This window comes from Virgibacillus sp. LDC1, assembly GCF_025792345.1.
In the GTDB taxonomy this organism is placed as follows: Bacteria; Bacillota; Bacilli; order Paenibacillales; family Paenibacillaceae; genus Paenibacillus_AQ; species Paenibacillus_AQ lautus.
Window position 1 is genome coordinate 235,054 of record NZ_JAOXLZ010000001.1, and the last position, 18,420, is coordinate 253,473.

The window sequence follows — 18,420 nt, forward strand, 5'->3', positions numbered from 1 at the left end:
GTCCAATGTCGCAGCGGGGTTGTTCCAATTTTTTCGACTATCGTAAAATAGACGCCTAAGGTTGACACCTTATTTCCGTTTGCCCTATAATGAAGTTTGATGAACCGTGTTAATGCTCTTGGACGGTCTGGTCGGAGGGAGGGAAAACTGGTGTCTGAAACTAAAGTTCGCAAAAACGAGACAATTGATGCTGCACTTCGTCGCTTCAAGCGTTCCATTGCTAAAGATGGCGTATTGGCTGAAGTGAAGAAACGCAAGCATTATGAAAAGCCAAGCGTAAAGCGCAAGAAAAAGTCCGAGGCTGCTCGTAAGAGAAAGTTTTAGGAGGATCTGAACTAGCATGAATCTTAGCGAACGATTGAACGAAGATATGAAGCAAGCGATGAAGAGTAAGGACAAGTTCAAACTCTCAACGATTCGAATGGTTCGTTCGACGATAAAAAATCTTGAAATAGATTTGAAACGAAGTTTGGATGACAACGAAGTGCTTGATATTTTTAGTCGTGAAATCAAACAGCGCAAAGATGCCCTCCAAGAATTTGAAAAAGCGGGACGCGACGATCTTGCCGCCGATGCAAAAGCAGAAATTGAGCTCCTTAGCGCCTACCTCCCGGAACAGCTTACTGAAGAAGAAATTAAAGTCATTGTACAGCAGACCATCCAGGAAACCGGTGCTTCTTCAAAAGCCGAGATGGGTAAAGTAATGAGCGCTCTCATGCCGAAAGTTAAAGGGCGTGCAGATGGAAAGCTTGTCAATCAAGTTGTTCAACAATTTCTGTAACAACATAAGTGAAACACCCCTTGTTTTCTCAAGGGGTGTTTTTTCTTTTTATCCGAGGGATGTTTTCGAGAATCGCCTTTTCGCGATGGTTTTTTTTAAGGATGGGCATACTTTTTGAAACGAAATCGTTTCTGATTCGTAATAACTACCATATGAGGGCAAGTAGATACATATGCTTATGCAAAAGGCAGGCCGCTGAACCCTTTTTGTCGAAGTTAGGGTACAGATGGCTTAATACGTCGAAAAGGAGGGGAACAGATGAGCAGACCGTTATGGATCCGCAAATTCCTGACATTCACGGCAGCCGTCGTTATGATGCTGATATCGATCGGTATGTATGTAGGTCCGATGAAATCCGCGGTGGCTGCGAACATCGGATCGGTGTATGTCATTCCGGTCAAGCAGCAGATCGAGCGCGGCTTAACCAGCTTCATGGAGCGTGGATTTAAGGAAGCCGAGAAGATGGGGGCCGGACTGATCATCCTGGAAATTGATACGCCGGGAGGCCTGGTCGATCAAGCGGGTAAAATTGCATCCTTGATGAAGGCCAGCGATATTCCGATTGTGGCTTACATCACGGGTGATGCCGCATCGGCTGGGAGTTACATTGCGCTGAACGCAGACAAGATTGCCATGTCGGAAGGCAGCATGATTGGCGCGGCTTATATGGTGGATGCCAGGGGAAATCCGATCGAGGATGCCAAGATGGTTTCCTGGTGGAAAACAAGCATGGCGAGTGCCGCTGAAGCTTCAGGTCGAAATCCGGAGATTGCCAAGGGGATGGCTGATCTCAAGATGAAGATGGATCTACCTGACATTGGATTGACAAAGCAACCCGGGGAGATCATATCCTTGACGCATGATGAAGCGCTGAAGACGGGCTATGCGGATACGATTGCGAACAGCACGGAAGAAGTCATCACGTGGATGGACTACTCCACGCAGGACGTATTTCGGATGGAGCAGACCTTCTCAGAGAAGCTGGCTACCTTCCTCACGCATCCCAGTGTCATGGCGCTCCTGCTCTTCATCGGTATTGCAGGTGTCATTATCGAAGTGATCGTTCCGGGCTTTGGTGTGCCGGGAATTCTTGGTGTGGTTGCATTCGTACTGTATTTCTTCGGTAACCAGGTCGCTGGATTTGCCGGTTGGGAGACCTGGCTGCTGTTTATCATCGGTATTGTGATGCTGGCAATGGAGCTGTTTGTGCCAAGCTTCGGGATACTGGGCATCATTGGATCAGCCAGCTTGATTGCCGGCGTTGTTATGGCGGCCTACAGCACGTCTCATGTGGCTCTATCCCTAGGTATTGGGGCGGCTTGTGCTCTGGTGGCTATCATCGTGGTCGCTCTCGTATTTAAGGAACGGGGAATATGGCGGAAGTTTATTCTCAGTGACAGCTTATCCAAAGAGCAGGGGTATATTCCGAATGAAGACCGGGATGTACTGATCGGTCTGGTCGGAACTTCGATTACGCCGCTTCGACCGGCTGGAACGATGGAGCTTGAGGGACGGCGGCTTGATGTGGTTACCCTCGGAGGATTCATCGATTCCGGTCGACCGGTCCGCGTCATCAAAACGGACGGCACCAGAATTGTGGTAGAGGAAGAAAAAGGGTGAACCTCGTCACGGAATTGTGTAGTATTAAAAGGGCTAGTGTTTAAACGATCCAAGTGATGAAGGCAAATATTTAATAATGGAGGGTAAACGAATATGGAATTGGATGGTTCATTGGTACCGATTCTTCTAATCGGTGTTGTCGCGATTATCGTGCTTAGCGTGTTTTTCAGTTTCTTCCCGTTAATGCTCTGGATTTCGGCGCTCGCTTCCGGCGTGCGCATCGGGATTATTACATTGGTGGCCATGCGCCTGCGGCGCGTAACCCCAAGCCGGATTGTGAATCCGCTCATCAAGGCAACCAAGGCAGGACTTGGCCTTAACATCAACCAGCTGGAGAGTCACTATCTCGCAGGCGGTAACGTAGACCGGGTGGTCAACGCCTTGATTGCAGCCCAACGCGCCAATATTCCGCTCGAGTTTGAAAGAGCTGCGGCGATTGACCTTGCCGGACGTGATGTTCTGCAGGCGGTGCAAATGAGCGTTAACCCACGTGTTATCGAAACGCCGGTTGTAGCAGCCGTAGCCAAAGACGGTATTGAAGTCAAAGTTAAAGCCCGTGTAACCGTACGTGCTAACATTGACCGTTTGGTCGGGGGTGCTGGCGAAGAGACGATTATTGCTCGTGTCGGTGAAGGTATCGTAACGACGGTAGGTTCCAGTAATTCGCATAAAGATGTCCTTGAAAATCCGGACCTGATCTCAAGAACGGTCCTGTCCAAGGGACTCGACGCGGGAACAGCATTTGAAATTCTGTCCATCGATATCGCGGACGTGGATGTAGGTAAGAATATTGGTGCATACCTGCAAACAGAACAGGCGGAAGCCGACAAGCGCATTGCCCAAGCGAAGGCCGAAGAACGCCGCGCGATGGCGGTAGCCCAAGAGCAAGAGATGAAAGCTCGCGTCGTAGAGATGAGAGCGCGCGTTGTGGAATCGGAATCCCAAGTTCCATTGGCTATGGCTGAAGCCCTTCGCAGCGGTCAACTGGGCGTGATGGATTATATGAACCTGAAGAATATCGAAGCCGACACGCAAATGAGGGGTTCCTTCGGTAAGATGGGTGAAAATAATGACAATTCCGGAGACAACAAAACCAAGTAACGATGAGGTGAGCCTATAGTGAGCTGGTTAATCGAAAATTTTTACATTGTAGCTGTTATAGGCTTCTTCATCATCTCCGCCCTCGGAAGACGCGGCAAGAACCCTGAGGAGGGGAAAAATCCCCGTATGCCGTCCTTCGGCGGCGAAGGGGACCGTCCTGCAAGACCGGGGCAGCAGCGGCCTCAGCGGCCTGAAGTTAGACGGGTGCAGACGACTCCGCAAGTTTCCCGTCCGGCACCTGTTCAGGAAAGCACCCGGATCGAGCGGATGGATGAAGAAGAAATGGATACCGGGAACGGATACTCTCTGGAACATCAAGAGATTGACCGAGCGAGACGTGAGGAAGAGATGAGATCTCACTCTGATAGCATAGATCATAGAATCGAGATGATGGAGAGGGATTTGAACCGAATTCACTCGAATTTGAACCGGATGACCATCGCATTACCTGAAACGGTTGTCGAAAGCCGTGATGAAGATCGTGAACAGTCTAGGGGCAGTGGATCGTTTCTTGCAGAGCAAGCTCGAAACGGCATTGTTTGGGCCGAAATTCTGGGAACTCCGCGTGCCAAGCGCCCCATGAATCCTCGTCGTTAACTTGACGGATTCTTTCGAGCTCTTCGAGCCAAATTTCTTGTACAAGATCAGCGTAAATTAGACTCAATTCATAGATTTATAGAAGCGGGAGACCGCCTCGTCAGATTTTTTTGACGGGGCGGTCTTTTTACTTTTGATCTCATAAAACAGCTTCTTGGGGCATAAGGTGTACAGTACAGGAAGGGGGAAAGTCTCCATATGTCCCGCATCAGCCGCAAGCTGCAGAAATGGACCCAAGAAATGCTTGATTTGCCACAGGACCTGTTATTTGATTTGCCGCGGTTGACCCTGATTGGCAATAAAGAGCTGCATATCGAAAATCATCGCGGAGTCCGGCATTTTTCCGAGGAACGACTTGTGTTGTCTTTAACGCAGGGTTCTTTGGAGATTTCGGGGACCGGACTTGCGATTCAGGCTATTCAAAGTCATGAAGTGACCATCATTGGCACCATTCATCATATTCAATACATAGGAACGGGGGAGAAACCGTGAAGATTCCGACGATGATCCATCTTCGAGGATATTTGAAGCTCGCTGTTCGCGGTGAGCATGTGGAAGCATTCATTAATTCATTGGCGGAGGCGGGGATTCCGGTTTGGGATGTAACACCGACAGGAGCCCACTCAGCAGAGCTTAAGCTGCTGCTGAAGGATTTCAGAGGGCTCCGTCCGCTGTTAAAACGGACAGGCTGCCGTACGCGTATCAAGGGGCGCTACGGATACCCCTTCAAAGCCCGCCGCCTGTTGAAACGCAAAGCGTTTGTTATTGGCGTTGTTGCGTTTTTTATGATTCTGTTGACGCTTTCCTCGATGGTGTGGAACGTAGAAGTCGAGGGGAATGAAACGATCGCTTCGGAAGATGTGCTTGATGCGGCGAAGCAGGAGGGCATCTACCCGTTTCAATGGATATTCAAGCTGCAATCGATGGACAAGCTGTCCGGGAATATGACCGCCCGCCTTCCGGGAACTTCATGGGTAGGGGTGGAACGCAATGGGACACGCATACGCATACAGATTGTGGAGGCGGCCGTACCGGAGAAACCGCCGCTCCAGAGTCCGAGGCATCTGATCAGTACGCAGGACGCTGTCATCACCTATATATACGCTGAGAAGGGGGTTCCCAAAGTAGGGATCAACAGCCGGGTGAAGAAGGGCGATATTCTGATCTCCGGTGTCCTTGGGGATGAGGAAAATTCGGAACGAATTGTAGCCAAAGGGGAAGTGAAAGGCCTTGTATGGCATGAATACGATATCGAAATCCCATTGGTAAAGACCCATAAGGTGTATACGGGGGAAGGGAAGAAGCGCTCCTATATCGTTTTTGGCGATCGGGCCGTTCAGTTGTGGGGCTACGGGGATATTCCGTTCTCCCAGCAGGAGACCTTGACCTTCTATGATCCGCTTACGTGGAGGACGCGCGTGCTTCCGCTGGGCTGGATGACCGAAAAGATTATGGAGGTTACCGAGGTCCAGCGGACCATAAGCGAGGAAGAAGCGAAAAAAGAGGGAATCGAGGGGGCACGCCGGGATATTTTGGCGAAATATGGAACAGATTCAAAATTCGTAAGCCAAAAAATTTTGCATGATAAGAAAGAGAATGGTAAAGTTTATATGAAAGTGCTTTTTGAGGTGGAAGAGACCATCGCAAAAGAACTTCCCATAGTATACGATCAAGGAGAATGAGGCTATTTGTCACAGCAAACGACCAGCATTCAAATTTTACTTCAAAGCGCGTCAGAGGGTCTGTCCTTATTCGGACCACAAGATACATTTCTTAAATTAATCGAAAAAGAAATTCCTGCGACGATTGATTCACGGGAAGCGGTCATCACGATTCGGGGACAACATCGAAATGTGGAGAGTCTTCAGCAGCTGTTTGAAGTGCTGCTCCAGCTTGTGCGCAACGGCTACATTTTGACCGAGCGTGATATTCTTTATGCTGTGGAACTCGCCAAGGATCTGAGGGCCGATCAGCTGCTGGATCTGTACAAGGGCGAGATTACGACAACCTTCAAGGGTAAGCCTATTCGTGTAAAAACCATCGGTCAGAAGCACTATGTGACCACCATCAAGAAGCGGGATATTGTATTCGGTATCGGTCCTGCCGGTACAGGGAAAACTTACCTGGCCGTCGTTCTGGCTGTTGCCGCACTAAAGGAAGGATCCGTCAAAAGGATCATTTTGACAAGGCCGGCTGTAGAGGCTGGAGAGAGCCTGGGCTTCCTGCCCGGAGACCTGCAGGAGAAGGTCGATCCTTATCTCAGACCATTGTACGATGCCTTATACGATGTGATGGGCCCGGATCAAACGGCCAAGGCGCTAGAGCGTGGCTTGATTGAAATCGCTCCGCTTGCTTACATGCGCGGGCGGACGCTGGATGATTCATTTATTATTTTGGATGAAGCACAGAACACCACGCCGGAACAGATGAAGATGTTTTTGACACGGCTTGGATTCGGCTCGAAGATGGTCATTACAGGGGACGTGACCCAGATTGACCTGCCGCGGGGCAAAAAATCAGGACTTATCGAAGCTAAAACGATATTAAGCGGAATTGAGGAAGTCGGCTTCGTCTATTTTGCCGAACAGGATGTTGTACGTCACTCTTTAGTACAAAAAATCATCGTCGCTTATGATAAAGCAGCAGAAAACCAAGATTAAAGGGGATTGTCGCAATGGCCTCCAAAGAACCATCGACGGACAAGTCCATATGGGGTAAAAACAGCGGATGGAAATATAGCGTGGCAACACGCTATATTCTGTTTTTGCTGCTTGCTTTACTCTTTTATATCAGTCTAGCATCCAAGCTTTTGCCGGAGCGGTATGACATACAGGTCAATACGAAAAGCGAAAAAAATATCGTAGCACCAGTACAAATTGAGGATAGCAAGGCAACGCTGAAGGCACAGGAGGCGGCTGCGGAGAACGTCCAGCCGATTTACCCTCTCGTTCCTCTGCGAAACGACGTTCTGGTCACGCAAATCCTTGACCGGATTGAACGTTTGAACCAGGACGTGGATATCAGCTCCGCCGAAAAAGTTGAAATTTATCGAAATGAAATTCCGAGAATGGCTAGAGAATTCGTGCAAAATTTCGTGTCGGCCAACAGCACGAACGAAGCCTATTCCAAAGAGCTGCTTCAGGAAATGCAGCGGGTCATCGAAGAACAAACCTATCGGATTCCCGAGGAAACATTCATTAAGATGCCGAGGTTGAATTCCGAAGATATTATTCAGATGAAGCCTGTAGCTCGCGAGATCGTATCCAGGCTGATGCTAAACGAGATCGTCGATGCCGATACGGCCCGTACCCGCGTGGCTGAGAGAGTGAACACAAGTTCGTTGAATGATCGGACCGCCAGGGAAGTCGTTCAGGAATTGGCGAGTTTAACGATTACGGCCAATAAGTTCTACGATGAGGTTGCCACGAAGAATGCGAAGGTTGAGGCCCGGGAGAATACCCCGCCCGTATTTATCAAACAAGGGGACATTCTCGTGGCGAAAGGCCAGCTTATCACACCGGAGCTGTATGAGCTGCTTGGTAAAAACGGCCTGCTGAAGGACGATATTAATTACTGGCCGGAGCTGGGCGTTCTGCTACTGTCCGTCTTGCTGTCTCTTGGCATACTGACTTTCATCCGGCAGTCGGAACCCGGCAAATTCAAATATAACAACTCGCAGCTGCTGATGCTGGTCTTGGTGTATGTGATCACGCTGATCACCATGCATTTGACCGCATTTCTGCAAAGCGATTCCCAGATGTATGTGGGATATCTTGCGCCGGTCGCGATTGGCGCGATTCTGGTTACCCTGCTGCTGGAAACCTCGTTGGCCTATTTCAGCGTCATCATTTTCAGCATCATGGCAAGTGTCATATTGAACGTCCAAGGCGAATTGTTTGACTTCAAATTCGGGTTATTCGCAGCCGTGACTTCCTGCGTGGCGATCTTCTCGATTCACCGCGCAAGCCAGCGGTCGACGATGCTGAAGGGCGGCATTATGGCTTCTCTCTTCGGCGCCTTGATCGTGTTCATTATGCTGCTGCTCAATAACGATACATGGACTACGAGCGAAACGCTGTATTCGATCGGTTTTGCCATCGCGGGCGGATTGTTAACGGCCATCCTGGTTATCGGGTTAATGCCGTTCTTCGAAGTCACCTTCGGTATTCTGTCGGCACTGAAGCTGGTGGAATTATCGAACCCGAACCATCCGCTGCTTCGTAAACTGCTGACGGAGACGCCAGGCACTTATCATCACAGTGTCATGGTCGGAAACTTGTCCGAAGCTGCGGCGGAAGCGATTGGCGCCAACGGACTGATGTGCCGCGTCGGTTCCTACTATCATGATATCGGAAAAACCAAGCGGCCGATCTATTTTATCGAGAACCAGAACAATATGGAGAACCCGCATGATTCCATTGAACCGAAGCTGAGCAAATCCATTATCGTTGCTCACGCAAGGGATGGCGTGGAAATGCTCAAGGAGTACAAGCTCCCTAAACCGATACGGGATATCGCAGAGCAGCATCATGGCACAACGTTTTTACACTATTTTTATCATAAAGCGGTTCGCCAGGCTGAGGAGCAGGGCATCGAACCGGATTTCACCGAAGATGATTTCCGTTATCCAGGGCCGAAGGCTCAATCCAAGGAGTCTGCAATTGTCGGCATCGCCGACAGCGTGGAAGCGGCTGTCCGTTCATTGCGTAAACCGACGGTGGAACAGGTTGAATCGATGATCGAGAAGATTATCAAAGGCCGCCTGGATGACCATCAGTTTAATGATTGCGATTTAACGATGAAGGAATTGGATATTATCGCCAAGACGTTAAAGGAGACGGTGATGGGGATTTTCCATTCCCGGATCGAATACCCGGAAGATGTGAAGCGTCCCAAGCCGTCCGCCCCAAATGGCGATATATCGACTGCTTCCGAGACATCCGCAACGAGTGAGGAACAGAGAAGGAGCGTATAAAATGAGCCTGCAGCTGGCATGGAATAATGAACAAGAGGATTTTCAGATTAGCGAGGAATTGATCGCCCTGCTTGAGGTGATTCTTCAGAAGGCCGGAGAGGCTGAAGGAGTAACCGACGGAGAGGTGGATCTGACCTTTGTCGATGATGAACAGATCCATGAATTGAACCGGGAGTACCGGGGAATCGATCGTCCGACCGACGTCCTCTCTTTTGCGATGAATGAAATTACGAACGATGAGCTCGAGATCATTTATGAGCTGGAAGAGGGAGAAGAACTGGAGAGCGTGCCGGATGTTCTGGGTGATATCATTATCTCGGTTCCTCGGGCCAAGCTGCAAAGCGAAGAATACGGCCATTCGTTGGAACGGGAACTCGGTTTTCTGTTTGTTCACGGATTTCTACATTTGCTCGGATATGATCATCAAGATGAGGCGAGCGAAGCGGAAATGATGGGCAAACAGGAGGCTGTACTTGCAGAAGTAGGATTGACAAGATAGTGAAGCCGCACAGACAATCGTTATACAGGGCATTTGGGTGCGCGATGCGAGGCATCTTGACGGCTGTACAAACGGAACGCAATATGAAAATCCACATTGCTGCTGCCTTGATTGTATTCATCGCAGCAGCTTTGCTGCAATTGGACCGAGTGAGTTGGTTGTTTTTGGTATTGGCGATTGCCCTCGTATTTATCGCGGAGTTGGTAAATACTGCGGTAGAGGCCATTATCGATCTGATCTCGCCAGAAGAACATGTATTAGCTCGGGTGGCTAAGGATACAGCAGCCGGTGCAGCGTTAGTTGCAGCGGTGTTTGCCGTCGTGATCGGCATTCTGGTCTTCTATGAACCGGTATGGGAATGGATACAATCAATGACAAGTTAAATAAATAGGAGGAACTAGACATGGAAGCAGGATTGTTAATGCAGGAAGCGATTAAAGCACGTACGCGGGCTTACATACCCTATTCAACATTTGGTGTGGGAGCAGCCCTGCTCGATTCGCGTGGAGAGGTACATCTTGGCTGTAATGTAGAGAATGCCGCATACGGTCCTACCAATTGTGCTGAGCGCACTGCATTGTTCCGTGCGATTGCCGACGGTCATGAAGCAGGGAGCTTCCAAGCCATTGCCATTGTTGCCGATACGGACGGCCCGTGCACGCCATGCGGGGTATGCCGGCAAGTGCTGGTGGAGCTGTGCAAGCCGGATATGAAGGTGATCATGGGCAATATGAAGGGTGACATCAAGGAGACGACCGTCAGCGAACTGCTGCCGGGAGCGTTCGGTCCATGGGATTTAAACAAGCAGTAAGTCTGTAAATGAATAGGATCAAATCAAGGTTTACACAACACGTAGATACAGGAACAGTAGCGGAGGAATGTATGCAAAAAAAACAATTTAAGTCCGGGTTTGTGGCTATTATCGGGAGACCGAACGTAGGAAAATCAACGCTGATGAATCAGGTGATCGGTCAGAAGATTGCCATCATGTCGGACAAACCGCAAACAACAAGAAATAAAATTCATGGCGTATATACGACCAACGATTCCCAAGTGGTTTTTCTGGATACGCCGGGGATTCATAAGCGTCAATCCAAGCTTGGGGATTACATGAATCAGACTGCTTTGAGCACGCTGGGTGAAGTGGAAGCCGCCTTATTTCTGGTAGACGCTTCGGAGGGCATCGGCGGGGGAGACCGTTACATCGCCGAGCAGCTGCAAAAGATCAAGACTCCGATCATCCTGGTGATGAATAAAATCGACAAGATTGAGCCGCCCGCACTGCTGCCTCTGATTGAGCAGTATCGGAAGCTGCATGATTTTGCAGAGATCGTCCCGATTTCCGCGAAGCTCGGCAGCAATGTTGACACGCTGCTAGAACAGATACAGAAGTATTTGCCTCCTGGCCCACAGTATTATCCTGAAGATCAGGTGACGGATCATCCGGAGCAGTTCGTGTGCGCAGAGCTGATTCGCGAGAAAATTTTGCACATGACAAGAGAGGAAATTCCTCATTCCATAGCGGTTACCATTGAGGATATGCGGGTGGAGGAGAACGGAACTGTATATATTTCAGCCGTTATTTTTGTTGAACGCGACTCCCAGAAGGGTATCATTATCGGCAAGCAGGGTGCTCTGCTAAAAGAAGTTGGCAGACAAGCCCGTCAGGATATTCAAAGGCTGCTCGGATCCAAGATTTTCTTGGAGCTCTGGGTTAAAGTTAAAAAAGATTGGCGCAATCAAGAACGCGTTCTTCGCGATCTCGGATTTCACCGCGGGGAGTAATAAAGCCGCAGTGCAAATCGGAGGCAAATCATACACGGTGCCGCCTGCCAACAATTGCATTTCATAAATCTGCTCTAGGCGCACATCCTAATTTTCGTAGATGCGAAACGTCATTTCCGAAGAGAGGATGAATACGAATGCGAGATTTTTCGTGGAAGTATTTTGCGATGACTGGAGATGTCGATGCGTATTTGCTGTATAAGGAAACCGAGGGCGAGTCGGTTCTTACAGCTGCATCCGTTGAAGATGAGGCGGCCCCGCATGAAGAAGACGAGTAATTATTGGTTGTTCCAGGAATGGTTGGGGGAAAGCGCATGCTATATCGGGCGGAAGGGATTGTCATCCGCAGCATGGACTACGGTGAAGGGAACAAAATCATTACACTTTGCACCAAAGAATCGGGCAAGGTAGGCGTGCTGGTCAGAGGAGCAAAGAAGGTGAAAAGCCGACATGCTGCTCTGACACAGCTATTTACCTATGGAGAGTATGTTTTCTTCCGAAATGGTACGGGGCTCGGCAACTTGAATGCCGGTGAGATCATGGAGTCTCACCACGGGCTCAGGGAGGATCTTGTGAAAGCGGCCTATGCTTCTTATGCCTGCGAGCTCTTGGATCGGGTGCTGCAGGATGAGGAGACGGGCGCTTTTTGGTTTCATCAGCTCAAAGCCTGTCTGGAGGCGCTTCAGGAGGATAAGGATCCTCAAATTATCATCAATCTGTACGAGATGAAAATTCTGCAGACTGCAGGGTACGGGCCGGAGCTGGATGTGTGCATATCGTGCAATCAGCCCAGAAAAGACGAGGATATGTTGGTGAGCCCCCGGCTAGGCGGCGTCCTGTGCCGTTATTGCAAACATCTGGATCCGCCGGCGATGGCGATCTCGCCCAGAACGCTGAAGCTGCTGCGCCTGTTTGGACGTCTGGATTTAAGACGCCTGGGCAATGTGGATGTAAAGGACGAAACCAAGGCCGAGCTCAAAAAAGTCATGCGGGCCTTAATGGATATGCAGCTCGGGCTGCGTCTGAAATCGCAAAACTTTTTGGACCAAATGGACAAGTACAATATTTGACGTAAGATATAGAATGAGGTATTATATTTATCAGTTTATTAGTTTTTTGAATACTGACATGCATTGAACGGGAAAGTAGTGAATGATCATCCGCGAAATAGCGAGCCGGGGGCGGTGGAAGCCTGGTGGGAGATATTCATGAACAGGGCACCCGGGAGCATGGTGAAACGATAAAGTGGGTTTTGCTTATCGCTGAAGACTGAATTGTGTCGGCGAATCAGCAGGGCCAAGTAGGGTGGAACCGCGGGAAGCTACAGCTCTCGTCCCTATGTCTGTACAACAGGCGTAGGGCGAGAGCTTTTTGTTGTACAGAGAATGGAAAATTATGGTGGAATGAATTTGAAAAAGAATGTAAAGGAGCTAAAATCATGAACTTCCAGCAGATGATTTTGACGCTGCAGCAATTTTGGGCGGAACAGAATTGCATCATCGTGCAGCCGTACGACACGGAAAAAGGTGCCGGTACGATGAACCCGATGACGTATTTGCGTTCGATCGGACCCGAGCCTTGGAACGTAGCGTATGTAGAGCCTTCCCGTCGGCCTGCTGACGGCCGCTATGGAGAGAACCCGAACCGTCTCTATCAGCATCACCAATTTCAGGTTATTTTGAAACCTTCACCGGACAATATTCAAGAGCTGTATTTGGAGAGCTTGAAGCGTCTTGGCATTAATCCGCTCGATCATGACATTCGTTTTGTTGAGGACAATTGGGAAGCGCCGACGCTTGGTGCATGGGGCCTAGGCTGGGAAGTATGGCTGGATGGTATGGAAATTACGCAGTTTACGTACTTCCAGCAGGTTGGCGGCATCGACGCAAGCCCAGTCGCTGTAGAGATTACCTATGGCATGGAGCGTCTTGCATCCTATATCCAGGATAAAGAGAATGTGTTCGATCTGGAGTGGGTAGACGGCATTACCTACGGAGATGTATTCCATCAGCCGGAATTCGAGCATTCGAAGTACACCTTTGAGGTGTCCGACGTTAAGATGCTATTTACGCTGTTTAACATGTATGAAGAAGAAGCGAACAAAGCAATGAACCAAAGTTTGGTATTCCCGGCATACGACTATGTTTTAAAATGCTCCCACACGTTTAACCTGCTGGATGCCAGAGGGGCGATCAGTGTAACGGAGAGAACGGGGTACATTATGCGCGTGCGAAACCTGGCTCGTCAGGTTGCAGCTACGTATTTGGAGGAACGCGAGAAGCTGGGCTTCCCGCTGATTAAGAAAGGGGGCGCAGACCATGTCTAAGGATTTATTGTTTGAAATCGGTCTGGAAGAGGTCCCGGCGAGATTTCTGCGCGCCGCGATGGAACAGCTTCAGGACAAATTAGTCAAATGGCTGGAAACTTCTAGAATCGGACATGGAGAAGTGACGGCATTTGCTACGCCGCGCCGCTTGGCGGTATGGGTACAGAACGTTGCGGATAAACAAGAGGATGTCAGCGAGGAAGTGAAAGGGCCTTCCCGCAAGATCGCGTTGGATGATAGCGGACAGTGGAGCAAGGCTGCGCTTGGTTTTGCAAAAAGCCAGGGCGTGGATCCCGAGAGTTTTACGTTCAAGGAGCTCGGCGGAGTAGAATATATCTATGTGACGAAGAACAGCGTCGGCGTGGATACGAAGTCGATCCTGTCCGAAGGACTTCTTGGTATTTTGACTTCGATGACCTTCCCGAAAAATATGCGCTGGGGGGCGCACGAATTTAAATTCGTCCGTCCGATTAAGTGGATGGTCGCTTTGCTCGGCAGTGAGACGATTGATCTGGAAATTACGGGCGTGAAGGCCGGTAACGTGACCCGTGGACACCGTTTCCTTGGCGGAGAAGCCGTTATTCCAGAGGCATCGGCCTACCGCGACGTATTGCGCGAACAGCATGTCATCGTGGATGTGAATGAACGCCAAGAGATGATTGTATCGCAGATCCAGGCATTGGCCCAAGAGAAAGATTGGAATATCGCCATCAAGGATGATTTGCTCGAAGAGGTATTGTTCCTGGTTGAGACCCCAACCGTGCTGTACGGAGCATTCGACTCCTCATTCCTTCATATTCCGCAGGAAGTATTAATTACTTCAATGCGTGAGCATCAGCGGTATTTCCCTGTGCTGGATAAGCAGGGACAATTGCTTCCGTTCTTCGTAACCGTGCGCAGCGGGGACAGCCGTTCCCTGGACGTTATCGCAAGAGGGAATGAAAAGGTGCTGCGGGCTCGTTTGTCGGACGCGAAATTCTTCTATGAGGAGGATCAGAAGCTTCAGATCAAAGACGCTTTATCGAAGCTGGAGAGCATCGTTTTCCATGAGGAGCTGGGGACCATCGGCGATAAAGTCCGCAGAATCCGCCGGATTTCCGATCAGTTGTCCGCGAAGCTTAGCATTTCGGCTGACGAAGCAGATTCTGTAAGCCGTGCAGCCGATATTTGCAAATTCGATCTGGTGACCCAGATGGTTTATGAATTCCCTGAATTGCAGGGTGTTATGGGAGAGGATTATGCAAGAAAAGCCGGTGAGAAGGAGCAGGTAGCCAAAGCGGTGTTTGAGCATTACCAGCCTCGCTTCGCCGGTGACGCGGTGCCTTCCACCTCGGTGGGATCCATCGTAAGCATCGCGGATAAAATCGACACGATCGTGGGATGCTTCTCCATCGGCATCATTCCGACAGGCTCCCAGGATCCTTATGCACTGCGCCGTCAGGCTGCGGGCATCGTTCAGATCATCTTGGAGCACAAACTCCCGGTGACGCTATCGGATGTCTTCGGTGTGGCCCTGGAGGTTCACGAAAACATTCGCGTTTTGAAGCGCTCGACGGACGAAATCCGCAAGGACCTCAAAGAGTTCTTCGGACTTCGCGTGAAGAAGCTCCTGTCCGAAGATCAGCGCTATGATGTGGTGGATGCCGTCATTACCGCTGGATTTGATCATGTGGTGTCGGTTGTGTCCCGCGGTCATGCGCTGATGAATGCTGTGGATCATGTCCAGGATTTCAAAACAACGGTAGAATCCTTCAACCGGGTCAGCAATTTGGCAGCCAAGGCCGGCAAGGCTGCTGTCAATCCTGAACTGTTCACGGAAACGGAAGAAGGCAAGCTTTATGAAGCTTGGAACGCGATTCGCGAAGATTACCATGCTGCGCTGAAAGCTGCTGACGGCGAACGCTCTTTGTCCTTGCTGGGTGGACTCAAAGAACCGATTACCGGGTTCTTCGACTCCGTTATGGTCATGGCAGAGGACGAAGCGGTTCGGGCCAATCGTCTCGCACTGCTCTCCGGTATCGATGGAGATTTGAAGCGTTACGCCGATTTCACAAAATTGGTGTGGTAGTAGTGACAGCATGATTTTACAAATGTTATAATGCATTGTTCAGTGAAAGCGACAGCCCGCGGTTATGCACGGGATGGCGCTTTCGCTATGAACGGCCTGAATCAAGCAAGGGCAGGGTCATTATTTATTTGATGAGATAAGAAAGTATAAGCTTCAGAGGCTTACCATCCTTATCTCGCAAGAATAACTTCCGCTATACGCGGTCTGTCTTCTGTGAAAGTACGTCGATAGACGTTTTTCTTAGAAGAAGGATTTTAATCTGCCAAAGACGTATATAATAATATACAGCATAAAGATGAATCCAAGACTAACGATAAGAGCCGGTGATGCGAATGAACGAAAGCAACTCCATTTCGATCGTGGTTGACGGTGATGCATGTCCAGTCAAGAAGGAAATCGCAGAGACTGCTCGTACATTTCGTGTGCCGGTACTGCTTGTTTCTTCTTATGATCATCTGCAGCAGGCAGAAGATGGGGTTACGACGGTCCAGGTGGATCGGAGTGATCAAAGTGCGGACCTATACATCGCTAACCACATATCCAGGGGGGATATCGTGGTGACGCAGGATTATGGACTGGCTGCACTTGCGCTTGCCAAATCATGCCATGTGATCTCCTTTCGCGGTCGTATTTTTCATAATACGGATATCGATTTCATGCTGGATTCCCGTCACCATCAGGCGAGGGCGAGGAAGCAGGGAAAGTATGGCAAAGGGCCCAAAAAGCTGCTTGACGAGGACCGGAGTTTTTTTCAACATAAACTGACAAAACTTTTGCATGAATTGCAGGAGAATGTCCACCCGTAGCGAATACTATTTACGTGCCAAAAGAGATGAAGGTGGTTTGGATGAGTACCGGACAAGGTAATATTCCGGATGATGTCATTGAGGAAGTACTGGCCAAAAGCGATATTGTGGACACGGTCAGCAAATACGTGCATCTTACCAAACAGGGGAAATACCTGAAGGGCTTGTGCCCGTTTCACTCAGAGAAAACTCCTTCCTTTACGGTTACACCGGAACGCCAAATCTTTTACTGCTATGGCTGCGGTAAGGGCGGAAACGCCATTAAATTTAGAATGGAAATCGAAGGATTTTCTTTTCCCGAAGCCGTCAAGACAATGGCAGAAGAGAATGATATCTCGTTGCCGGAAGGTCAAGGAGTTCCCGTAATTCCTCGTAATCCGGAAAAAGAACGTTTGATTGAAGCCTATGAGCTTAGCGCCAAGCTGTACCATTTTCTGTTGAAGAATACGGAGCATGGTACGGAAGCCATGAAGTATTTACGATCCCGCGGAATGAGCGACAAAATGATTGACCAGTTCCAAATCGGTTATGCGCCAGATCGTTGGGACACGCTCGTTCAGTTCCTGACGAAGCGATCCTTTGACTTGAAAGAGATGGAAAAGGGCGGTTTATTATCCGCAAGACATGAACAAGAAGGCTATCTCGACCGTTTTCGCGGACGAATCATGTTTCCGATACATGACCGCAGCGGCAAGGTCATCGCGTTTGCTGGCAGAATACTGGGGGACGGTCAACCGAAGTACCTGAATTCCCCGGAGACACTTCTATTTAATAAGAGCCGCACATTGTACAACCTGCACCAGGCGAAGACATCCATACGCAAATTGCGTCAAATTCTGTTATTCGAAGGTTACGGCGATGTAATTTCGTCATGGGAAGCAGGACTTCACAACGGTGTGGCAACCATGGGGACCTCTCTAACGGAAAACCAAGTGGCAATCATGAAATCGGTGGCTGAAGAAGTTGTTGTTGTCTATGACGGTGATAAAGCCGGTATGGCTGCTGCGTTAAAAGTCATTCCAATGCTCGAAGGCGTTGGTCTCAGGGTACGAATCGCTTTGGTGAACGAAGGAATGGATCCGGATGATTACATCCGCAAATTCGGTGCCGAGCGTTTCAGGCATGTCGTAGAGACAGCTGTTTCAACAACAAAATTTAAACTTATATATCTGAAGAAAAACCATATACTGCTAGAAGAAGATGGTAAGATTGCGTACGCCAAAGAGGCATTGCCCATTATCGCCGTACTGAATTCCTCGACTGAACGAGAAGTTTACTTGAGGGAATTGTCCTCCGAGCTCCATCTTTCCTATGAGAGTCTTAAGCAGGATTGCAATCTGCTTCGGCAATCGATGCAAAAAAAGATGGGTGATGGGGATAATAAGGAAAAAAGGTGGAATAATGGTAGGCATAAAAAAGGGCGCCAGCCCGCCCCGGTACTTCTGCCTGCTTACCATGCCGCAGAGCGGCGGCTGCTGTCGCTGATGCTGCAGGATGCGGAGGCCGCGCGATACGTAGGCGATCGCCTGGGAGAAGCGTTTAATATTGAAGATCATGCGGCAATTGCTGCTTATCTATATGCTTTTTACGCACAAGGTAAATCTCCGGATATCAGCCGTTTCATGTCATCGCTCCACGACGATCGTTTGGAAATGACGGTCAGCTCGATCATGATGATGGAAGCACCAGCCGAGTGGAATGTTCAAGTGCTCGATGATTGCATACGTGAGGTGCTGAAATTTCCGCAGCAGAGAGAGATCGACCAGAAAAAAGAAGAAATGATAAAAGCGGAGCGCTCAGGTGATTTTTTGCGAGCCGCGCAAATTGCAAGTGAGATTATCGCCCTAGAAAGACAATGAAGC

The 18,420-nt window shown here is 49.5% G+C and carries 19 protein-coding genes; all 19 read left to right on the forward strand.

Annotation, left to right across the window (positions count from 1 at the left end; all coding sequences use genetic code 11):
• Positions 1–150: 150 nt before the first annotated feature.
• The 19 genes from rpsU to dnaG all read left to right on the forward strand — a co-directional run bounded on the left by rpsU (position 151) and on the right by dnaG (position 18,417).
• Positions 151–324 carry a 30S ribosomal protein S21 gene (rpsU, locus tag OHJ21_RS01050; RefSeq protein ID WP_005547957.1) on the forward strand — a complete coding sequence of 58 codons (174 nt, stop codon included), beginning with the start codon at positions 151–153 and terminating at the stop codon, positions 322–324.
• Positions 325–340: 16 nt separating this feature from the next.
• Positions 341–781: a GatB/YqeY domain-containing protein gene (locus OHJ21_RS01055; protein ID WP_006209020.1), complete on the forward strand. Its 441-nt coding sequence runs from the start codon at positions 341–343 to the stop codon at positions 779–781.
• A gap of 258 nt (positions 782–1,039) precedes the next feature.
• Complete coding sequence (locus OHJ21_RS01060; RefSeq protein WP_486019190.1) at positions 1,040–2,401, forward strand: NfeD family protein; 1,362 nt, start codon at positions 1,040–1,042, stop codon at positions 2,399–2,401.
• A 93-nt stretch (positions 2,402–2,494) separates the two neighbouring features.
• A complete protein-coding gene (gene floA, locus OHJ21_RS01065; RefSeq protein ID WP_113060205.1) occupies positions 2,495–3,502 on the forward strand; it encodes a flotillin-like protein FloA in 1,008 nt (335 codons plus the stop codon).
• 18 nt (positions 3,503–3,520) lie between these two features.
• The gene (locus OHJ21_RS01070) at positions 3,521–4,099 is read left to right on the forward strand and encodes a hypothetical protein (protein ID WP_486019191.1); all 579 of its coding nucleotides are present in this window, start codon (positions 3,521–3,523) and stop codon (positions 4,097–4,099) included.
• A 198-nt stretch (positions 4,100–4,297) separates the two neighbouring features.
• Positions 4,298–4,591: a sporulation protein YqfC gene (yqfC, locus tag OHJ21_RS01075; RefSeq protein ID WP_071222936.1), complete on the forward strand. Its 294-nt coding sequence runs from the start codon at positions 4,298–4,300 to the stop codon at positions 4,589–4,591.
• Entirely contained in the window at positions 4,588–5,781 is a 1,194-nt protein-coding gene (gene yqfD / locus OHJ21_RS01080) for a sporulation protein YqfD (protein ID WP_486019192.1), read from the forward strand. Before yqfC ends, yqfD begins: the two co-directional genes overlap by 4 nt.
• 6 nt (positions 5,782–5,787) lie before the next feature.
• A complete protein-coding gene (locus OHJ21_RS01085) occupies positions 5,788–6,759 on the forward strand; it encodes a PhoH family protein (RefSeq protein WP_009590792.1) in 972 nt (323 codons plus the stop codon).
• Positions 6,760–6,773: 14 nt separating this feature from the next.
• Positions 6,774–9,074, forward strand: coding sequence for an HD family phosphohydrolase (locus tag OHJ21_RS01090; protein WP_486019193.1), 2,301 nt, complete (start codon positions 6,774–6,776; stop codon positions 9,072–9,074).
• 1 nt (position 9,075) lies between these two features.
• Positions 9,076–9,573: an rRNA maturation RNase YbeY gene (gene ybeY / locus OHJ21_RS01095; protein WP_100535915.1), complete on the forward strand. Its 498-nt coding sequence runs from the start codon at positions 9,076–9,078 to the stop codon at positions 9,571–9,573.
• Positions 9,573–9,956 (forward strand): diacylglycerol kinase family protein, encoded by a 384-nt coding sequence (locus OHJ21_RS01100; RefSeq protein ID WP_486019194.1) that lies wholly within the window; start codon positions 9,573–9,575, stop codon positions 9,954–9,956. Before ybeY ends, OHJ21_RS01100 begins: the two co-directional genes overlap by 1 nt.
• 20 nt (positions 9,957–9,976) lie before the next feature.
• The gene (gene cdd, locus OHJ21_RS01105) at positions 9,977–10,384 is read left to right on the forward strand and encodes a cytidine deaminase (RefSeq protein ID WP_486019195.1); all 408 of its coding nucleotides are present in this window, start codon (positions 9,977–9,979) and stop codon (positions 10,382–10,384) included.
• Positions 10,385–10,455: 71 nt separating this feature from the next.
• Complete coding sequence (gene era / locus OHJ21_RS01110) at positions 10,456–11,358, forward strand: GTPase Era (protein ID WP_100535917.1); 903 nt, start codon at positions 10,456–10,458, stop codon at positions 11,356–11,358.
• 137 nt (positions 11,359–11,495) lie between these two features.
• A complete protein-coding gene (locus OHJ21_RS01115; protein ID WP_074961956.1) occupies positions 11,496–11,636 on the forward strand; it encodes a YqzL family protein in 141 nt (46 codons plus the stop codon).
• 36 nt (positions 11,637–11,672) lie between these two features.
• Positions 11,673–12,428, forward strand: coding sequence for a DNA repair protein RecO (recO, locus tag OHJ21_RS01120; RefSeq protein WP_100535918.1), 756 nt, complete (start codon positions 11,673–11,675; stop codon positions 12,426–12,428).
• A gap of 368 nt (positions 12,429–12,796) precedes the next feature.
• A complete protein-coding gene (glyQ, locus tag OHJ21_RS01125) occupies positions 12,797–13,684 on the forward strand; it encodes a glycine--tRNA ligase subunit alpha (RefSeq protein ID WP_127592080.1) in 888 nt (295 codons plus the stop codon).
• The gene (glyS, locus tag OHJ21_RS01130) at positions 13,677–15,752 is read left to right on the forward strand and encodes a glycine--tRNA ligase subunit beta (RefSeq protein ID WP_486019196.1); all 2,076 of its coding nucleotides are present in this window, start codon (positions 13,677–13,679) and stop codon (positions 15,750–15,752) included. The genes glyQ and glyS overlap by 8 nt, the downstream gene beginning before the upstream one ends.
• A gap of 326 nt (positions 15,753–16,078) precedes the next feature.
• A complete protein-coding gene (locus OHJ21_RS01135) occupies positions 16,079–16,558 on the forward strand; it encodes a YaiI/YqxD family protein (RefSeq protein ID WP_486019197.1) in 480 nt (159 codons plus the stop codon).
• Positions 16,559–16,599: 41 nt separating this feature from the next.
• Positions 16,600–18,417 (forward strand): DNA primase, encoded by a 1,818-nt coding sequence (gene dnaG / locus OHJ21_RS01140; protein ID WP_100535922.1) that lies wholly within the window; start codon positions 16,600–16,602, stop codon positions 18,415–18,417.
• The last annotated feature ends 3 nt before the right edge of the window (positions 18,418–18,420 follow it).